The sequence below is a fragment of the Streptomyces kebangsaanensis genome, assembly GCF_001906585.1.
Taxonomy (GTDB): Bacteria; Actinomycetota; Actinomycetes; order Streptomycetales; family Streptomycetaceae; genus Streptomyces; species Streptomyces kebangsaanensis.
Genome location: NZ_JUJA01000163.1, coordinates 179,183 through 197,394, shown reverse-complemented (window position 1 = coordinate 197,394; position 18,212 = coordinate 179,183). Strand labels below are relative to the sequence as shown.

At 70.2% G+C, this 18,212-nt stretch carries 16 protein-coding genes and 1 pseudogene; 12 read left to right on the top strand and 5 right to left on the bottom strand.

Translation table 11 applies throughout. The features are described 5' to 3' along the window. Positions 1-7 precede the first annotated feature (7 nt). Both RH94_RS32610 and RH94_RS32605 read left to right on the top strand, forming a co-directional pair. Complete coding sequence (locus RH94_RS32610) at positions 8-760, top strand: response regulator transcription factor (protein ID WP_073951932.1); 753 nt, start codon at positions 8-10, stop codon at positions 758-760. After that, a pseudogene (locus RH94_RS32605) lies at positions 757-2,265 on the top strand (sensor histidine kinase); the annotation flags it as partial. The gene RH94_RS32610 and the pseudogene RH94_RS32605, both read left to right, overlap by 4 nt. Positions 2,266-2,362: 97 nt before the next feature. Here the strand turns inward: RH94_RS32605 and RH94_RS32600 are convergent. From RH94_RS32600 to RH94_RS32590, 3 genes are all read right to left on the bottom strand, one after another. Continuing rightward, positions 2,363-3,226: a DUF4429 domain-containing protein gene (locus RH94_RS32600; protein ID WP_073951930.1), complete on the bottom strand. Its 864-nt coding sequence runs from the start codon at positions 3,224-3,226 to the stop codon at positions 2,363-2,365. A gap of 66 nt (positions 3,227-3,292) precedes the next feature. Next, on the bottom strand, positions 3,293-4,510 hold the full coding sequence (locus tag RH94_RS32595; RefSeq protein WP_073951929.1) for an alpha/beta hydrolase: 1,218 nt from the start codon (positions 4,508-4,510) through the stop codon (positions 3,293-3,295). A gap of 150 nt (positions 4,511-4,660) precedes the next feature. After that, positions 4,661-5,341 (bottom strand): TetR family transcriptional regulator, encoded by a 681-nt coding sequence (locus RH94_RS32590; protein WP_073951928.1) that lies wholly within the window; start codon positions 5,339-5,341, stop codon positions 4,661-4,663. A 129-nt stretch (positions 5,342-5,470) separates the two neighbouring features. On the opposite strand from RH94_RS32590, the gene RH94_RS32585 reads away from it, so the two are divergent. Together RH94_RS32585 and RH94_RS32580 are read left to right on the top strand one after the other, a co-directional pair. After that, on the top strand, positions 5,471-7,090 hold the full coding sequence (locus tag RH94_RS32585; RefSeq protein ID WP_073951927.1) for an MFS transporter: 1,620 nt from the start codon (positions 5,471-5,473) through the stop codon (positions 7,088-7,090). A 156-nt stretch (positions 7,091-7,246) separates the two neighbouring features. Then, the gene (locus tag RH94_RS32580; RefSeq protein WP_107428883.1) at positions 7,247-7,555 is read left to right on the top strand and encodes a small hydrophobic protein; all 309 of its coding nucleotides are present in this window, start codon (positions 7,247-7,249) and stop codon (positions 7,553-7,555) included. A 49-nt stretch (positions 7,556-7,604) separates the two neighbouring features. Here RH94_RS32580 and aceE read toward each other — a convergent pair whose 3' ends face one another. Then, positions 7,605-10,352, bottom strand: coding sequence for a pyruvate dehydrogenase (acetyl-transferring), homodimeric type (aceE, locus tag RH94_RS32575; protein ID WP_073951925.1), 2,748 nt, complete (start codon positions 10,350-10,352; stop codon positions 7,605-7,607). Positions 10,353-10,764: 412 nt separating this feature from the next. Here aceE and RH94_RS32570 point away from each other — a divergent pair, with 412 nt between their 5' ends. From RH94_RS32570 to RH94_RS32545, 6 genes are all read left to right on the top strand, one after another. After that, positions 10,765-11,202, top strand: a complete 438-nt coding sequence (locus RH94_RS32570; RefSeq protein WP_073951924.1) for a DUF3052 domain-containing protein — start codon at positions 10,765-10,767, stop codon at positions 11,200-11,202. 210 nt (positions 11,203-11,412) lie between these two features. Next, the gene (locus RH94_RS32565) at positions 11,413-11,871 is read left to right on the top strand and encodes a peroxiredoxin (RefSeq protein WP_073951923.1); all 459 of its coding nucleotides are present in this window, start codon (positions 11,413-11,415) and stop codon (positions 11,869-11,871) included. 152 nt (positions 11,872-12,023) lie between these two features. Continuing rightward, positions 12,024-12,599, top strand: a complete 576-nt coding sequence (locus tag RH94_RS32560) for a TerD family protein (protein ID WP_073951922.1) — start codon at positions 12,024-12,026, stop codon at positions 12,597-12,599. 112 nt (positions 12,600-12,711) lie between these two features. Then, entirely contained in the window at positions 12,712-13,290 is a 579-nt protein-coding gene (locus tag RH94_RS32555) for a TerD family protein (RefSeq protein ID WP_073952013.1), read from the top strand. 61 nt (positions 13,291-13,351) lie between these two features. Then, positions 13,352-14,497, top strand: a complete 1,146-nt coding sequence (locus RH94_RS32550) for a DUF475 domain-containing protein (protein ID WP_073951921.1) — start codon at positions 13,352-13,354, stop codon at positions 14,495-14,497. Positions 14,498-14,659: 162 nt separating this feature from the next. Beyond that, positions 14,660-15,397: a TerD family protein gene (locus RH94_RS32545; RefSeq protein WP_073952012.1), complete on the top strand. Its 738-nt coding sequence runs from the start codon at positions 14,660-14,662 to the stop codon at positions 15,395-15,397. Positions 15,398-15,442: 45 nt separating this feature from the next. Here RH94_RS32545 and RH94_RS32540 read toward each other — a convergent pair whose 3' ends face one another. Next, positions 15,443-16,153 (bottom strand): TerD family protein, encoded by a 711-nt coding sequence (locus RH94_RS32540; RefSeq protein WP_073951920.1) that lies wholly within the window; start codon positions 16,151-16,153, stop codon positions 15,443-15,445. Between the two features lie 171 nt (positions 16,154-16,324). Here RH94_RS32540 and RH94_RS32535 point away from each other — a divergent pair, with 171 nt between their 5' ends. Both RH94_RS32535 and RH94_RS39110 read left to right on the top strand, forming a co-directional pair. After that, positions 16,325-17,491 (top strand): HpcH/HpaI aldolase/citrate lyase family protein, encoded by a 1,167-nt coding sequence (locus tag RH94_RS32535; protein ID WP_073951919.1) that lies wholly within the window; start codon positions 16,325-16,327, stop codon positions 17,489-17,491. A 38-nt stretch (positions 17,492-17,529) separates the two neighbouring features. Continuing rightward, positions 17,530-18,212: phosphoribosyltransferase domain-containing protein (locus RH94_RS39110; protein WP_199881114.1), on the top strand; the 683-nt coding region annotated here is incomplete at its 3' end.

Below are 18,212 nucleotides of genomic sequence, written 5' to 3'. Positions count from 1 at the left end.
CCCGAACGTGACCGACCCACACACCCCCGCGCGGACGCCCGCTTCCCGGCACACCGTCCTGGTCGTGGAGGACGACCCCAGCATCCGCACCCTGCTCACCTCCGCGCTCAGCGCGGCCGGCTACACCGTGGCGAGCGCTGCCGACGGGCAGGAGGCGATGTTCGAGGCCGGCAACCGCCGCCCCGACCTGATCGTGCTGGACGTCATGCTGCCCGACACCGACGGTTTCCAGCTCACCCGCGACCTGCGCGCCCAGGGCGTCTACACCCCCGTGCTGTTCCTCACCGCCCGTACCGGCGTGGAGGACCGCATCATCGGCCTGAGCTCGGGGGGCGACGACTACGTCACCAAGCCCTTCCACGTCCAGGAGGTGCTGCTGCGCATCCGTGCCATCCTGCGCCGCAGCAGCGCCCCCGCCTCCGCTCCCGCCGTCCGCCCCCCACTGCGCTACGCCGACCTCACCCTGGACGAGCGCACTCATGAGGTACGACGCGCCGGCCGGCTCCTGAAGCTGTCGCCGACCGAGTTCCGGCTCCTGGCCTGTCTGCTGTCCCACCCCGAACGTGTACTGGAGAAGACGGAGATCCTCCAGCAGGTGTGGCGGTACGACTTCTCCGGCGACACCCGGATCGTCGACACCTACGTCAAGAACCTGCGGGGCAAGATCGACCGCAACCCGCCCGCGCTGATCCACACCGTGCGCGGAGTCGGCTACTGCCTGCGGCTCCCGCGCGACGAGACGAACACGGCCGCACGGTGAGATGGCCGCGCCGACTGCGCCCGCGCTCCCTGCGCAGCCGTCTCGTGCTGACCGCCGGCCTGCTGGCGACCTGCGCCGTCGTCCTGTGCCAGATCGCCGGCCTGACCGTCCTGCGCACCTGGCTCACCGCTCAGGTCGACGACAGGCTCACCCACTTCCGCCCCCCGGCCGACATGCACCGCGACATCGCCGCGGGCGGTACCCTGCGGCCTCCCGGCGCGGACAACGCCCTGCCTTCGGACTACCGCGTCTTCTTCTACGGCCAGGACGGAAACCTGCTGCGCACCTCCCTGGGTACCGGCGACAGTCCGGGCCCGCGACTCCCGGAAAAGGCGGCCGACCTGCACCTGACGGCGGGGCGGCCCAGCACGGTCGAGTCCGAGGACGCGTCCGGATCCGGCTGGCGGGTGATCCACTACCCGGGAGCCGACCGCATGCACGCCGTCGTCGCCCTTCCCCTGGACACCGTCGACGGCGCCACCACCAAACTGCTCTGGTTCAGCGTCGTCCTCGGCATCGCGGCCGCCGGCGGGGTCGTCGTCCTGGGCAACGTCGCCGTCCGTCTGGGTCTGCGCCCCCTCACCCGCGTGGAGCGGACCGCCCAGTGCATCACCGAGGGCGCCCTGGAGCTCAACGTTCCCATCACCGACCCGGACACCGAGGTCGGCCGTCTGAGCCTGGCCCTGAACACGATGCTCGACCGCCTGCGCACCGCGCTGCACCGCACGGAGAACTCCGAGCAGCAGCTGCGCCGCTTCATGGCGGACGCCGGTCACGAACTGCGCACTCCCCTCACGGCGATCCAGGGCTTCGCCGAACTCCTCCTCGCCGAACCCCACATGAGCGACCTGCGGCGGCAGGAAGCGCACATCCTGATCAACCACAGCGCGGAGCGCATGAGCCGCCTGGTCGACGACCTCTTCCTCCTCGCCAAACTCGGTGACACCCCCCTTCCGCACCGCGAGTCCGTCGACCTGCTCTCCCTGGCCGCCGACGCCATCGCCACCACCGCCATCCGCCACCCGCGGCGCGGTATCGCCCTCGAACCACTCACCACCCGCTGCGGCGGCCACGAGCGCGACCTCGACATCGTCGAAACGGCCGGCGACCCCCACCAACTCGCCCAGGTGCTCGGCAACCTCCTGTCCAACGCCTGCACCCACACCCCCGACGGCGCCCGCGTCCGGGTCAGGGTCGGCGCCGCTCGCACCGGCGAACACGGCTACGGCACGGACCGCCCCGACCGCACCAGCACCGGCCCGCCGCCGGCGCCCGGCACGCCCGTCTGCGTCATCGAGGTCGCCGACGACGGCCCCGGCATCGGCGCCGACGAGGCAGCCCATGTCTTCGACCGCTTCTACCGGGCCGAACCGCTCGGCCGGCACACCGAACCCGGATCCGGCCTCGGACTCGCCATCGCCGCGGCCATCGCCGAATCACACGGGGGACGTCTGGAACTGGACACCCGCCCCGGCGAAGGCTGCACCTTCCGCCTGCTTCTCCCCGGCCCGACCACCGAGCGGAAGGAGGACACCGACGAGGCACACCCCGTCCGAGTCGCACGTGACCGGACCACCGCCGCCCGCATCGACGGAAAGGGCGTTACAGCTCCGCCAGCAGTTGCGCCTTCTTCGCCGAGAACTCCTCGTCCGTCAACAACCCCGCCTGGTGGAGTTCCCCCAGGTGGCGGATCCGGTCCGCGATGTCCGCGGGGTCGCGGCGCGGGGCCGGGACCGTGATCGGGGCCGGGGGGCTCGCCGAGCGGACCGCGGCCAGTACGGCCGCCGCGAACGGCAGGGACTCGTGGACCGGGCCGTAGCCGAGGCCGAACACCACCGCGGCCGGATCCTGGTCCGGCTGCGGTGGTGGTGCGGCGGTGGCCACGGCGCCCGGCTCGCGCGGCAGCAGCCGCAGATGGCCCTCGAAGAGTTCCGGTGAGCGCCACTCCACCCCGCCCAGGTCGGTGACGGGAAAGATCCGGTCGCCGGCCTTCCACTTGGCCGAGGACGCCCCCGTCCACGACCACCGGAAGCGCACCGCCGTACCGTCGAAGGACGCCTTCCCGTCGTAGGCCTTGAACCGGAGCGGTGCCGCGGGCGGCGCCACCAGGTGGCGGTCGGCCGGGCCGCTCCCGGTGAGGCGTGCGCGCAGTTCGTCGGCGTAGTACTCGGCGAGCGTCCCCCGCTCGGCCGGCAGCACCAGCCGGTACGGGTCGCAGCCCTCCTCGAGCTGGCCGTCGGCCGCGTCCACCAGCGGGTCGGCGCCGGGCCTGGGCTCGGCGCGCAGGACCACCGTGCCGCGTCTGCCCGCGGCGAGCGTCACGCCCTCGAGCGCCGCCAGCGGAATCCGGCGGGCACCGAGTGCCTGGAAGAGCTTGGGTGTTCGTATCCCCCGTTCGTAGCGGATGAGCACGGAATCGGACTCGAACTCCCAGGCAGCGTGAAATCCGGCCAGTACGTCACCCATGCGGCTCATCGTAGGCGGCACGAGCTTCTCCGTCCCTCCCCGCGCAGACCGCACTTCCTGCTGTCTCTACGCGCGTCCAGCCCCGGCCGTACCGGACAAATCCACCCGGCACCTGTCGTCGGCATGGGCGCACCGCACCGAGTCGTATGCGCCAACCCCGATCCCGGCGAAGTTGGCCAGGCTGTCGGTGCCCGGCTCGAAGTACCCGGCGTGGCCCTTCGCGCCCCGTGCCGACAGCACCCGCGCCCCGAACGCCGGGGAGACCGGGTCGGCGCCGTGGCCGAGGCCGCCGAGCTCCAGGTACGGCACGTCCTGGACCCAGTCGGTGGCGTCCCGCATCGCCCACACCCGTGCGGAGGTGTGCAGGTGGGAGGCGCTGCGCACGCGCATGCCGGGGCTGGCGGCCACCGCCAGGTCGGACACCCGGTCCGGCAGCCCGCGCGCGGCGACGCCGCACACCACCGAGCCGTAGCTGTGGCAGAACAGCGAGACGGGCGAGGTGCCGGGCAGCCCGCGCAGCAGCCTGTTCAGCCGGACGGCGCCCTCCTCGGCGCGCATCGCCGTGGCCGCGTCCACGCCGAGCCCGCTGGGCGCGGTGTAGTCGGCCCAGGCGATCACGGCCGTACGCGTGCCGGGGGCCGCCGCGCGCTCGGCCGCGTACAGCGACTTCGCCATGCCGTACGGCGCCGAGTACGGGCGGTAGGTCCTCCGGAAGGTGAACAGGTCGGTGTCGACGCCGGGGACGACGACGGAGATGCGCTCCGCCGTGCGCAGGTCGCCGAAGACCTCGGCGACGCGGCCGGTGCCCCCGGGGTCGAAGGCGAGGATCTGCCGGTCCTTGGCCATCAGCGTCGTGTACTGGCGCACACGGTGGCCGGCGTCCTGCTGCCCGGCCGGGGTGAGCCGGCTGTCGTGCATGCGTCTCAGCTCGCCCTTGCGCGCCTGGCGGAGCGCGATGCGGTTGGCCTGGTAGCGCAGCTTGACCGGGGCGCCGTTCATGTTGCCGACCGCGAGCGGGTAGCGGTGGGCGAGCCGGCCGCGGTCCTGCGCGGTGAGCGAGGCGAAGAAGCGGCCGAGGAGGGCGGGGGCCGCGTCCGGGGCGGGCAGCGGGTGCCCGTGCAGGCGGCCGTGCTCCCATGCGGACAGGGATGCCTGCAGGGCGGTGGTCCCGCGCTGGCCGCGCAGGGCGGTCCAGCCGGTGGTGGCCAGCATCACGAAGACCACGGCCAGCGCGAGCAGGGCGCGCCAGACATTGAATTGCGGGGAGGTGTCGAAGGAAGTCACTGGGAGGACACACTAGGAGAACGAGACGGTCTCGCGTTAACCGAGTGACGGGTATCACGTTTCGAGCGGCGTGAGGGTTGCTTCGGTCCGTACGCCTGTGCAAGGCGGTTCAGGTGTACGGGAGTTCGGCAGTGGTGGGGTGTCCCCGGTTCAACGCCGGAGGGCCGTACGCCAGTTCCCGGTCAGCGCGGGGCCCACCTGGTCGAGGTACGCGGCGGTGAGTTCCCGTATCGCCTCCGGGCCGGCGTCCTCGCCCGTGCTCCACTGACGGCTCGTCACCCGCATCACCGCGCCGAAGACGGCCACCGCCAGCCGCGGCCGCGGATCGGCGTCCACGTCCAGGCCCTCGCGCTCGGCGAGCAGGCGCGCGATCCGCTCCTCGGTCTCGGCCGAGCGGCGCAGATGCGCGGCCAGCAGGACCGGTGTCGACTCGATCACCCGGAACATGCGCAGGTACAGCTCCACGGGCACGACGGTCACGACGGCGTCGCTGATCGTGTCCCAGCCCTCCAGCACCGCCCGGCGCAGCGCCTCCAGCGGGGGCTCCCCGGGCGGACGGGCGCGCAGCGAGTCGACGAAGTGCGCCTCCACCATCTCCTGCACGGCGAGGGCGGCGTCCTCCTTGCCGCCGAAGTAGCGGAAGAAGGTGCGCTGGGAGACGTCGACGGCCTCGGCGATCTCGTCGACCGTCGTCCGTTCGTACCCCTGGGTGGTGAACAGTTCGAGCGCGGACCGCAACAGCGCGTCCCTGGTACGCCGCTTCTTGCGCTCGCGCAGCCCCGGCCGTGACACCGCCCGTGGCGCCGTCCCGGCGGTCCCCGCCGTCTTCATGGAACTCTCCGGACCCCTTCCCCGCACTGCTCACTGTCTCCCCAGCCCAGCCTATAGGGAGTGACGTGTCGGTGACCGACCGATGAACCTGATTGTCGATTGTCAGTGGCTGTCATTAGCCTCGAACCCATGACTAGTCAGACCACCATCGAATCGACCGGGCCGGGGGACAACGCCTCGACCGCCCCGTCGAAGCCCGCGCCGTCCAAGGGGCTGCGCGGGCACCCGTGGGCCACCCTGGTCACCGTCGCCGTAGGGGTCATGATGGTGGCCCTCGACGGGACCATCGTGGCCATCGCCAACCCGGCCATCGCCAAGGACCTGGGCGCCAGCCTCGCGGACGTCCAGTGGATCACCAACGCCTACTTCCTCGCCCTCGCGGTCTCCCTGATCACCGCGGGCAAGCTCGGTGACCGCTTCGGGCACCGGCAGACCTTCCTCATCGGCGTGACCGGCTTCGCGGCCGCCTCCGGGGCGATCGGGCTGTCCAGCACCATCGCCATGGTCATCGTCTTCCGGGTCCTCCAGGGGCTGTTCGGCGCGCTGCTGATGCCGGCCGCGCTCGGCCTGCTGCGGGCCATCTTCCCGGCCGAGAAGCTCAACATGGCCATCGGCATCTGGGGCATGGTCATCGGCGCCTCCACCGCCGGCGGCCCGATCCTCGGCGGCTTCCTCGTCGAGCACGTCAACTGGCAGTCGGTGTTCTTCATCAACGTGCCCGTCGGCGTCCTCGCCCTGGTCCTGGGCGTGCTGATCCTGCTCGACCACCGTGCCGAGAACGCGCCGCGCTCCTTCGACGTCCTCGGCATCGTCCTGCTCTCGGCCGCCATGTTCTGCCTGGTCTGGGCCCTGATCAAGGCGGGGGACTGGGGCTGGGGCGACGGCACGACGTGGACGTTCATCGTCGTGTCCCTCATCGGCTTCGGTTCCTTCGCCTTCTGGGAGACGAAGGTGAAGGAGCCGCTGATTCCGCCGGCGCTGTTCCGCTCGGTGCCGCTGTCCGCGGGCGTGGTCCTCATGGTCCTGATGGCCATCGCGTTCATGGGCGGACTGTTCTTCGTCACCTTCTACCTGCAGAACGTGCACGGGATGAGGCCGGTCGACGCGGGCATGCACCTCCTCCCGCTCACCGGCGCGATGATCGTCGCCTCCCCGCTCGCGGGCTTCATGATCACCAAGCTGGGTCCGCGTGTTCCGCTGGCCGGCGGCATGGCCGCCACCGCGCTCGCCATGTTCGGCCTGTCCACGCTGGAGACGGACACGGGCAGCGCCACCATGTCGCTCTGGTTCGCCGTGCTCGGCCTCGGCCTCGCCCCCGTCATGGTCGGCGCCACCGAGGTCATCGTCGGCAACGCGCCCCTGGAGCTGTCCGGTGTGGCCGGCGGACTGCAGCAGTCCGCCATGCAGATCGGCGGCAGCCTCGGCACGGCCGTGCTGGGTGCCGTGATGGCCTCCAAGGTGAAGAACGACCTGCCCGGCAATTGGCGGGACGCGGGCCTCCCGCCGCTCGCCCCCGCCCAGATGGACCAGGCCTCCGAGGCGGTCCAGGTCGGCGTGGCGCCGGTGTCGCAGGGAATGCCCGAGGAGATCACCGCGAAGATCACCTCCGTCGCGCACGACACCTTCATCTCCGGCATGAGCCTCGCCTCCCTCGTCGCCGCCGGAATCGCGGCCGTGGCCGTTCTCGTCGCGCTGCTCACCAAGCGCGGGGAGAACGCGGAGGCGGGCGCGGGGGTCGGCCACATCTGACGGTGGGTCAAGTCCTTCGCAGGGGGTGGAGGGCGAGCGGCCGCGGCGCGCCGCTGGAGGGAGGGCGGCGCGCGGGCGGCTTCGACGGAAGGAACCGGGGTACCCGCATCCGTGAACCCAAGGTAACTCCAACTCGACGACGGGTTCAGGGAGTTGATGATGGCTGGCTTCGGACGCGGAGCGCGCGGGTACCCCCGGTCACGTGGCCGGACGTGGTCACGGACCGGGCCGGACCGTGCGACGCTCGGAATCATCGGAACCATCTGCGCGGTCGCCGGATTCTTCGTGCTGAGCATCATCCTCGGACCGGTGGCGGTCGTCTGCGGCTGGCTGGCGATGGGGCGCAGCTGGGCGGGCAACCGCTCGCTGCCGGCTCTGGTCGCCCTGGTCCTGGGGGCCATCGACACGCTGCTGGCCATCGTCGCGCTGGCCGGGGCGGCGACCTGGGGCAACGGCATGTTCTGACGCGGCCACGGGCGGCGGGGTCCGCGACCCCGCCGCCCGTGGAGCAGCCCTACGCGTCGCCGCCCGCCGCTCCCGGGTGCGCCGCCGTCACGTCGAGGAGCTGGTAGCGGTCGATGGCCTGCTTGAGGACCGAGCGGTCGACCTTCCCCTCGCGGGCCAGCTCCGTCAGCACGGCCACCACGATCGACTGCGCGTCGATGTGGAAGAACCGCCGCGCCGCACCCCGGGTGTCGGCGAAGCCGAAGCCGTCGGCGCCCAGCGACTGGTACGTCCCCGGCACCCACCGCGCGATCTGGTCCGGCACCGACCGCATCCAGTCGGAGACGGCCACGAACGGCCCCTCCGCACCGCTCAGCTTCCGCGTCACCCACGGCACCCGCTGCTCCTCCTCCGGGTGCAGCAGGTTGTGCTCCTCGCACGCCACGGCCTCGCGGCGCAGCTCGTTCCAGGAGGTCGCCGACCAGACGTCGGCCCTGACGTTCCACTCCTCGGCGAGGATCCTCTGCGCCTGGAGCGCCCACGGCACCGCCACGCCCGACGCCATGATCTGCGCCGGGATCTCGCCCGAGGTGCCCTCGCCGATCCGGTGGATCCCCTTGAGGATGCCCTCGGCGTCCACGTCCGCCGGCTCGGCCGGCTGCTGGATCGGCTCGTTGTAGACGGTGAGGTAGTAGAAGACGTCCTCGCCGTGCGGGTACTGCTCGTCGCCGCCGTACATCCGGCGCAGGCCGTCCTGCACGATGTGCGCGATCTCGTACGCGTACGCCGGGTCGTACGCCACGCACGCCGGGTTGGTCGAGGCGAGCAGCTGCGAGTGGCCGTCGGCGTGCTGCAGACCCTCACCGGTCAGGGTCGTACGGCCGGCGGTCGCGCCCAGGACGAAACCGCGCGCCAGCTGGTCGGCCATCTGCCAGAACTGGTCGCCGGTGCGCTGGAAACCGAACATCGAGTAGAAGACGTACACCGGGATCAGCGGCTCGCCGTGCGTGGCGTACGCGGAGCCCGCCGCGATCAGCGAGGCCGTGCAGCCGGCCTCGGAGATGCCGTCGTGCAGCATCTGCCCGGTCGGCGACTCCTTGTAGGCGAGCAGCAGATCGCGGTCGACCGCCTCGTACTGCTGGCCCAGCGGGTTGTAGATCTTCGCGCTCGGGAAGAAGGAGTCCATGCCGAAGGTGCGGTACTCGTCGGGCGCGATCAGCACGAACCGCCTGCCGATCTCCTTGTCCCGCATGAGGTCCTTCAGGAGCCGGACGAAGGCCATGGTGGTGGCGATGGCCTGCTGACCCGAGCCCTTCTTCACGAACGCGTACGTCCTGTCGTCCGGCAGTCGCAGCGGCTCGGAGCGCACGACCCGGGTCGGCACGTAGCCGCCGCAGCCCTTGCGGCGGTCGTGCATGTACTGGATCTCGTCGCTGTCGCGGCCCGGGTGGTAGTACGGCGGCGGGCCGGACTCCAGCTCCTTGTCGGAGATCGGCAGGTGCAGGCGGTCGCGGAAGTGCTTGAGGTCCTCGACCGTCAGCTTCTTCATCTGGTGGGTGGCGTTGCGGCTCTCGAAGTTCGGGCCGAGCGTCCAGCCCTTGACCGTCTTGGCCAGGATGACCGTCGGCTGGCCCTTGTGCTCCAGGGCCGCCTTGTACGCCGCGTAGATCTTGCGGTGGTCGTGACCGCCGCGGCCCAGCATCAGGATCTGGTGGTCGGTCATGTGCTCGACCATCTTGCGCAGCCGGTGGTCGTCGCCGAAGAAGTGCTCGCGGATGTACGCGCCGGACTCGGTGGCGTACGTCTGGAACTGGCCGTCCGGCGTGATGTTCATCTTGTTGACGAGCACGCCGTCGCGGTCCTGCGCCAGCAGCGGGTCCCAGGAGCGGTCCCAGATCAGCTTGATCACGTTCCAGCCGGCACCGCGGAAGATGGACTCCAGCTCCTGGATGATCTTGCCGTTGCCGCGCACCGGGCCGTCCAGGCGCTGCAGGTTGCAGTTGACCACGAAGGTCAGGTTGTCCAGGCCCTCACGGGCGGCGATGGACAGCTGGCCGATCGACTCCGGCTCGTCCATCTCGCCGTCGCCGAGGAACGCCCACACGTGCGAGTCGGAGGTGTCCGCGATCCCGCGCGCGTGCATGTAGCGGTTCATCCGGGCCTGGAAGATCGCGCCGATCGGACCGAGGCCCATGGAGACGGTCGGGAACTCCCAGAAGTCCGGCATCGAGCGCGGGTGCGGGTAGCTGGACAGCCCGTAGGGCGCCTTGGACTTCTCCTGGCGGAAGCCGTCCAGGTGCTGTTCGGTGAGCCGGTCCAGCAGGTACGCGCGCGCGTAGATGCCCGGTGAGGCGTGCCCCTGGAAGAAGACCTGGTCGCCGCCGCGGCCGTCGTCCTTGCCGCGGAAGAAGTGGTTGAAGCCGACGTCGTAGAGGGAGGCGGAGGACGCGAAGGTGGCGATGTGGCCGCCGACGCCGATGCCCGGGCGCTGGGCGCGGGAGACCATCACCGCGGCGTTCCAGCGGGTGGCGTTGAGGATCTTGCGCTCGATCTCCTCGTTGCCGGGGAAGAACGGCTCGCTCTTGGTGGGGATGGTGTTGACGTAGTCCGAGCTGCGCATCTCGGGCACGGCCACACGCTTCTCACGGGCGCGCTCGATCAGCCGGAGCATGAGGTAGCGGGCCCGCTCCCGGCCCCGCTCCTTGACGGCGGCGTCGAGCGAGTCGAGCCACTCCTGGGTCTCCTCGGGATCGAAGTCAGGAACCTGACTCGGAAGGCCGCCAATGATGATCGGGTTTCGATCGGATCCGGAAGCCACGCTGTTCCTTACCTGTCAGAGGGCTGACATATCTGGGACGTTTCTGGGCTTGTTCTGGAGTTTCCCTGGGTTCCAGTCGGTTTGCCTGCCTGTGTCTGCACCGCTCCCCATCGTGTACCTCGCACGAGCCGGACGTCATCTCTACCCCGGGGTAACAAGCGCGTCCCTCCGCGTCTCCTGCCCGCGCGCGGTTCCCGAACACGCAAACCGGACGGAAGGGCGTGGTGTGTGTCGCCGCCGGTCGCGATACCGTGTCAGGAGTTGCGGCGACACCGCCGGGATCGTCACCGTTTCGACGGTCCGAACCGCCGGGTACTTGCGCGATTCGGCCCGCCCGTGTGGACTACGGCCAACGCTTCGCGCACGCGCGTGGCTAGAAGACCCATATCGCAACATCATCAGGAGGCAACCCGTGAGCGCGACCGCGGACCACGCGGAGGAGCGGACGAACCCGGCCGGCAGGCTGGGTTTCCAGCCCGGGCAGGTGGTCCAGGAGATCGGCTACGACGACGACGTCGACCAGGAGCTCCGCGAGGCCATCGAGGAGGCGACCGGCAGCGAGCTCGTGGACGAGGACTACGACGACGTGGCCGACGCCGTGGTGCTGTGGTTCCGCGACGAGGACGGCGACCTGACGGATGCGCTGGTGGACGCCACCGCGTACATCGAAGAGGGCGGCGCGATCCTGCTCCTCACGCCGAAGACCGGCCGTACGGGGTACGTCGAGCCGAGCGACATCTCTGAAGCCGCGACCACGGCGGGTCTGTCGGCGAGCAAGAGCGTCAGTGTGGGCAAGGACTGGAGCGGCAGCCGTCTGGCGACGCCGAAGGCGGCGAAGTCGAAGCGGTGACCGTCCCTCGGTGACCGTTTCTCTCCGGTGACCGTCGGCCGGTGCGGCCGGCCCGGGGGCTGCGCCCCCGGACCCCGCTCCGGCCCGAACGGCCTCGTCCCCACTCAAGCGCCGGACGGGCTGGCCTGTGTCCAGCCCGTCCGGCGGCTTGCGGTGATCACTGCGTAGGGTGGTCTCACCCGAACAGTCCCACCGAAGGGAAGCAGGACGATGGCGATCCAGGTCGGCGACAAGGCACCCGACTTCGAGCTCAAGGACAACCACGGCCGCACCGTGAAGCTGTCCGACTTCCGCGGCGAGAAGAACGTGGTGCTGCTCTTCTACCCGTTCGCCTTCACCGGCGTGTGCACCGGCGAGCTGTGCGCGCTGCGCGACAACCTGCCGAAGTTCGTCAACGACGACACCCAGCTGCTCGCCGTCTCCAACGACTCCATCCACACCCTGCGCGTCTTCGCCGAGCAGGAGGGCCTGGAGTACCCGCTGCTGAGCGACTTCTGGCCGCACGGCGACGCTTCGCGCGCCTACGGCGTCTTCGACGAGGACAAGGGCTGCGCCGTGCGCGGCACCTTCATCATCGACAAGGAGGGCGTGGTGCGGTGGACCGTGCTCAACGGCCTGCCGGACGCGCGTGACCTGAACGAGTACGTGAAGGCGCTCGACACCCTGTGACCCGGGGACCCGACGACCCGGGGGCCCCGAAACCGGTGATTCATCGGCTTCAGGGCCTGCATGGGCCGGGAACCCGTCACTAGGATCGAGTCGTTGATCCCATATCCGATGCACGACGGGGCTCCCGGCCCCCGGACACCAATGGAGGACTCGTGGGAGTCAGCCTCAGCAAGGGCGGCAACGTATCGCTGACGAAGGAGGCCCCGGGCCTGACCGCGGTCCTCGTCGGCCTGGGCTGGGACGCCCGCACCACGACCGGCACCGACTTCGACCTCGACGCCAGCGCGCTGCTGCTGAACAACTCGGGCAAGGTCGGCAGCGACCAGAACTTCGTCTTCTTCAACAACCTCAAGAGCCCGGACGGCTCGGTCGAGCACACCGGTGACAACCTCACCGGTGAGGGCGAGGGCGACGACGAGGTGATCAAGGTGAACCTCGCCGGCGTCCCGGCCGACGTCGACAAGATCGTCTTCCCGGTGTCGATCTATGACGCCGAGAACCGCCAGCAGTCCTTCGGCCAGGTCCGCAACGCCTACATCCGCGTGGTGAACCAGGCCGGCGGTACGGAGATCGCCCGCTACGACCTGAGCGAGGATGCCTCCACCGAGACGGCCATGGTCTTCGGCGAGCTCTACCGCCACGGCGCGGAGTGGAAGTTCCGCGCCATCGGCCAGGGGTACGCCTCGGGCCTGCGCGGCATCGCCCAGGACTTCGGCGTGAACGTCTGAGCACAGGTCCGAACGACCGCAGCAATCCCGACCGTCCGGCGCCGCGCGTTTCAGCGCGGCGCCGGACGTGCAGGACAACCACATCGGCACCACCTCGGGGAGGACCAGCATCATGGGCGTCACGCTCGCCAAGGGAGGCAACGTCTCCCTCTCCAAGGCCGCACCCAACCTGACCAACGTCATGGTGGGGCTCGGCTGGGACGCGCGCTCCACCACCGGAGCCGACTTCGACCTCGACGCCAGCGCCCTGCTGTGCGCCGGCAACAACCGGGTGCTGGGCGACGAGTGGTTCGTGTTCTACAACCAGCTCAAGAGCCCGGACGGCTCGGTCGAGCACACCGGTGACAACCTCACCGGTGAGGGCGAGGGCGACGACGAGTCGATCCTCGTGGACCTCGGCAAGGTGCCGCCGCAGTGCGAGAAGATCGTCTTCCCCGTCTCGATCCACATGGCCGACGAGCGCGGCCAGACCTTCGGCCAGGTCTCCAACGCCTTCATCCGCGTCGTCAACCAGGCCGACGGACAGGAGCTCGCGCGCTACGACCTGAGCGAGGACGCCAGCACGGAAACGGCCATGATCTTCGGCGAGCTCTATCGCTACCAGGGCGAATGGAAGTTCCGGGCCGTGGGTCAGGGGTACGCGTCCGGACTGCGGGGTATCGCTCTAGACTTCGGAGTCAACGTTTCGTAAAGCCACGTGCGGCGCGGGGGAGACCCGTAGGAATCCCGTACAGATACGGATTGGGTAGCCAGTGCTTCTGAAAACCTTCGGCTGGTCGTTCGCGGTGACCGCGCTCGGCCTGGTCGCAGCGTTCTTCTTCGGGGGGTGGACCGCTTTCGGGATCGTGGCGATCCTGTCCATCCTCGAGATCTCGCTGTCCTTCGACAACGCGGTCGTCAACGCCGGAATCCTGAAGAAGATGAACGCCTTCTGGCAGAGGATCTTCCTCACGGTCGGCATCCTCATCGCGGTCTTCGGCATGCGGCTGGTCTTCCCCGTCGTGATCGTGGCCATCAGCGCCAAGATGGGGCCCCTCGAGGCCGTCGATCTCGCGCTCAGCGACAAGCACCGCTACCAGGAACTGGTGACCGACGCCCACCCGGCGATCGCCGCCTTCGGTGGCATGTTCCTGCTGATGATCTTCCTGGACTTCATCTTCGAGGACCGGGACATCAAGTGGCTGCACTGGATCGAGCGGCCGCTGGCCAAACTGGGCAAGGTCGACATGCTGTCGGTCTGCATCGCCCTGGTGGTCCTGCTGATCTCCGCCTTCACCTTCGCCACCCACGCCCACCAGCACGGCGGCGGCCACGTCGACAAGGCCCAGACGGTGCTGATCGCCGGCATCGCCGGTCTGATCACGTACATGGTCGTCGGCGGCCTCTCCGGCTACTTCGAGGACAAGCTCGAGGAAGAGGAGGAGCGCGAGCACGAGGAGGAGGAAGAGGCCGCGCGCACCGGCAAGAAGCGCTCGGCCGTCGCCCTGGCCGGCAAGGCCGCGTTCTTCATGTTCCTCTACCTCGAGGTGCTGGACGCGTCCTTCTCCTTCGACGGCGTGATCGGCGCCTTCGCCATCACCAACGACATCATCCTGATGGCCCTCGGCCTCGGCATCGGCGCCATGTACGTCCGTTCGCTCACGGTCTACCTGGTCCGTCAGGGCACCCTCGACGACTACGTCTACCTGGAGCACGGCGCGCACTACGCGATCGGCGCGCTGGCCGTGATCCTCATGGTCACCATCCAGTACGAGATCAACGAGGTCATCACCGGCCTGGTCGGCGTGGTCCTGATCGCCTGGTCCTTCTGGTCCTCCGTACGCCGCAACCGCGCTCTCGCGGCGGCCGAGGCGGCGGCGGGACCTGACCGGAAGAGCGAGGTTTCGTCACAGGTGTGACCACCTCGGGGGTGTGACGGACCTCTGGGTGAGGAACGCTTCTGTGCGGGGCGGCCGGAGCGGACGACGGCGTCTTGAGCCGGGTCCTCGGGGCCGCCCCGTGGCGTACACGCGTACGTGCGTGCGGGGCCGGTGTGCGGTGGACTGGGGGCGGTGCGGGACATGAGGCTCTTCGACGGCCTGCTGGGCGGGCGGGCGGCCGAGTTCGACTCGGGCAGCGCGGCGACCAGCGCGATCGAGCTGACCAAACGGCACCACCAGGTGTCGCTGACCAAGCAGGGCGCGGCCACCGGGCACCTGCGGATCAACCTGACCTGGCGGATGCGGACCTCCGACATCGGCGGCGCCGCCCGGCAGAGCCTGCTGCGGCACCCCCTCAAGGCGCTCAGGCCGCCGGAGGTGATCGGGCACAGCCAGTCCATGGTCAACGTCGACCTCGACCTCGGCTGCATGTACGAGCTGACCGACGGCACCAAGGGGGTCGTCCAGCCGCTCGGCAACTTCCTCGGCGACGTGAACGCGCCGCCGTACGTCAAACTCAGTGGTGACGACCGGTTCGGGTCGGGGTCCGGTGAGACCATCTACGTCAACCTCGACCACCGGGACGCCATCAAACGGCTGCTGGTCTTCGTCTACATCTACGACCAGACACCGGCCTTCGACCGTACCCACGCGATCGTCACGATGTACCCGAGCAACGGCCCCCGCATCGAGATCGGCCTGGACGAGCGCCACCCCCAGGCCCGCTCCTGCGCGGTCGTCCTCATCGAGAACGTCAAGGGCGAACTGGTCGTCCGCCGCGAGGTGAAGTTCGTCTACGGCTTCCAGTCGGAACTGGACCGCCTGTACGGCTGGGGACTGCAGTGGGGCAGGGGCTACAAGTCCAAGGCCGACCGGTGACCCCTGCGGCTGTCCCACCCCCGCGGAGCACCGCCGAGCACCTGTTCACCGTCCGATGAACTGCGGCCCCTGCGGCGGCAGCCGGAACTCCGGGTCCGGCAGGGGCGGGTACCCGTACGCCGCGGAAGCCGCCGGAGGCACGGGAGGCACCGGAGGTGCCGGCTGCTCCGGCGGCAGCGGCTGCGCCGCCCCCTGCGTCCCCTCCGCCTCCTCCGACTCGTCCACCGAGATGCCGAAGTCGGTCGCGAGGCCCTTCAGCCCGTTCGAATAGCCCTCCCCGAGCGCCCGGAACTTCCAGCCCTCCCCCCGCCGGTACAGCTCGCCGCAGATCAGCGCGGTCTCCTGGCCGGTCTCCGGCTTGACGTCGAAGTACGCCAGCGGTTCCCCGTCGGCGACCGCCGCGTCGTACAGCAGGATGCGCAGCGCGCGTACGTGGTCGAACGTGACGCCGTCCGCCGAGGCGACCAGCAGAATCCGGGTGACCTCCGGGTCGACACCGGCGAGGTCGGTCTGGACGCTGTCCGTCAGGCCTTCGACGACCCGCTTCTTGCCGAGCCGCCACACCGTCCCGGAGGGGTGCCGGGGCTGGTTGTAGAAGACGAAGTCCTCGTCGGAGCGCACCCGGCCGTCGGGGCCGAGGAGCAGTGCCGAGGCGTCCACGTCCGGGATCCCCTGCCCGGACGTCCAGCGCACCACGGCCCGTACCGTGGTGGCGTCCAGCGGGACGTTCGACCCCTTCAGCATCGCGTGCGTCATGCGGTCATCCTGCCTTCTCCGTCCTGGTCACGACAACGCGGGGCGCGTACACGGCCGGGTCGCGGGAAATTCACCCCCGGTGGGAACTTTGGACAGGAGTTCGTACGTACTATTACCGGCCAGCTTTTGACAGTCTTCACAGGCCGCCAGTGTCGCCACGGGGGGAGCTATATGCGTCATTTCGGGCATCTCGGTCCTGAGGTGCGGCAGCGTCTCTTCCATCAGGAACCGTGCGATTTCACCGCCGACTCCCCGGCCCGGCTGCTCTCCGCGGCCCTGGGCGCCACGCTCTACAGCCCGGCCACCCGGCCCCGGCTCGCCGAGGACGTCGTCAAGCAGGCCGGACGCGGTGTGGTCTCGATGGTGCTGTGCCTGGAGGACTCGATCGACGACGCGGACGTGGAGCACGGCGAGGAGAACCTGGTCCGGCAGTTCACCGAGCTGGCCGAGGACCCCGGGGCCGAGATTCCCCTGCTGTTCGTCCGGGTCCGCTTCCCCGAGCAGATACCGGACCTGGTGCGGCGGCTCGGGCCCGCGGTGCGGCTGCTGTCCGGATTCGTGCTGCCGAAGTTCACCGGGGAGCGGGGCATGCCGTTCCTGGAGGCGCTGGAGGCCGCCGAGGCGGCGAGCGGGCGGCGGCTGTTCGCCATGCCGGTCCTGGAGTCGCCCGAGCTGCTGTACCGGGAGTCGAGGGTGGAGACCCTGGAGGGGATCTTCCGCGCGGTCGACAAGTACCGGGACCGGGTGCTCGCGCTGCGCCTGGGCGTGACGGACTTCTGCTCCTCCTACGGACTGCGCAGAGCCCCCGACATGACCGCCTACGACGTCCAGGTCGTCGCCTCCGTGATCGCCGACGTGGTGAACATGCTGGGGCGGGCCGACGGCACCGGGTTCACGGTGACCGGGCCGGTGTGGGAGTACTTCCGGGTGCAGGAGCGCATGTTCAAACCGCAGCTGCGGCAGAGCCCCTTCCTGGAGGTGCAGGCGGTCGAGCTGCGCGAGAGACTGATCGCGCACGCGATGGACGGGCTGCTGCGGGAGATCTCCCTGGACCACGCCAACGGGCTGCTCGGCAAGACCTGCATCCACCCCTCCCACGTCCTGCCCGTGCACGCGCTGTCGGTGGTCAGCCACGAGGAGTTCAGCGACGCGGCGGACATCCTGCGGCCGGAGCGCTGCGGCGGGGGTGTGCTGAGGTCGGCGTACACGAACAAGATGAACGAGGTGAAGCCGCACCGCGCGTGGGCCGAGCGGACCCTGCTGCGCGCCGAGGTCTTCGGCGTCGCCCGGGAGGACGTCGGCTTCGTGGAGCTGCTCGCCGCCGCCGTTCCCGACTGACCGCACCGTTCATTACGAGGGCTCGTGACAAGGAACGCATGAACAAGGCAGTGAACGACGGGGTCTGGTCCGGCACCTGGGTCGCCGAGCGGCTCGGGGTCGAGCTGGTGGGCGACGACGGGCTGACGGGCCTGCTGGGGCTCGCGCTGCGCCGCAACCCCAGGAGGGCGCATCTGCTGGTGTCCAACGTGCTGGGCAAGCACGTGCCGCAGTCGCCGTCGGTGGTGTACGGCCACGGGTTCGCCCTGGGCCGCCGGGTACGGGACCTGCTGGGCGAGGAGGAGGCCCGCCGGGCGGTCGTCCTCGGCTACGCGGAGACCGCGACCGGCCTCGGCCACTCGGTCGCCGACGGCCTGGGTGACGCGCCGTACCTCCACTCCACGCGCCGACCCGTCCCCGGCGTCGCCCCGGCGGGCGGCTTCGAGGAGTCCCACTCGCACGCCACCTCCCACCTCCTGCTGCCCGAGGACCCGGCCCTGCTGGCCTCCCAGGGCCCGCTGGTCCTGGTGGACGACGAGTTCTCCACCGGCAACACGGTCCTGAACACCATCCGCGCCCTGCACGCCCGCTACCCGCGCGAGCGGTACGTCGTCGTGGCCCTGGTCGACACGCGCGCCCCCGCCGACGCCGCCCGCCTGACCGGCTTCGCCCACGAGATCGGGGCCCGTGTCGACCTGCTCGCCACGGCCTCGGGCACGGTCCGCCTCCCGGCGGACGTCCT

Bases quoted from the DNA above. Each gene is read 5' to 3' on its own strand.
- RH94_RS32580 (WP_107428883.1), top strand. From the start codon at position 7,247: ATGATGGCTGGCTTCGGACGCGGAGCGCGCGGGTACCCCCGGTCACGT.
- RH94_RS32590 (WP_073951928.1), bottom strand. From the start codon at position 5,341: ATGAAGACGGCGGGGACCGCCGGGACGGCGCCACGGGCGGTGTCACGG.
- RH94_RS32540 (WP_073951920.1), bottom strand. From the start codon at position 16,153: ATGACGCACGCGATGCTGAAGGGGTCGAACGTCCCGCTGGACGCCACC.
- RH94_RS32600 (WP_073951930.1), bottom strand. From the start codon at position 3,226: ATGGGTGACGTACTGGCCGGATTTCACGCTGCCTGGGAGTTCGAGTCC.
- RH94_RS32555 (WP_073952013.1), top strand. From the start codon at position 12,712: ATGGGCGTCACGCTCGCCAAGGGAGGCAACGTCTCCCTCTCCAAGGCC.
- RH94_RS32535 (WP_073951919.1), top strand. From the start codon at position 16,325: ATGCGTCATTTCGGGCATCTCGGTCCTGAGGTGCGGCAGCGTCTCTTC.
- RH94_RS32565 (WP_073951923.1), top strand. From the start codon at position 11,413: ATGGCGATCCAGGTCGGCGACAAGGCACCCGACTTCGAGCTCAAGGAC.
- RH94_RS32585 (WP_073951927.1), top strand. From the start codon at position 5,471: ATGACTAGTCAGACCACCATCGAATCGACCGGGCCGGGGGACAACGCC.
- RH94_RS32545 (WP_073952012.1), top strand. From the start codon at position 14,660: ATGAGGCTCTTCGACGGCCTGCTGGGCGGGCGGGCGGCCGAGTTCGAC.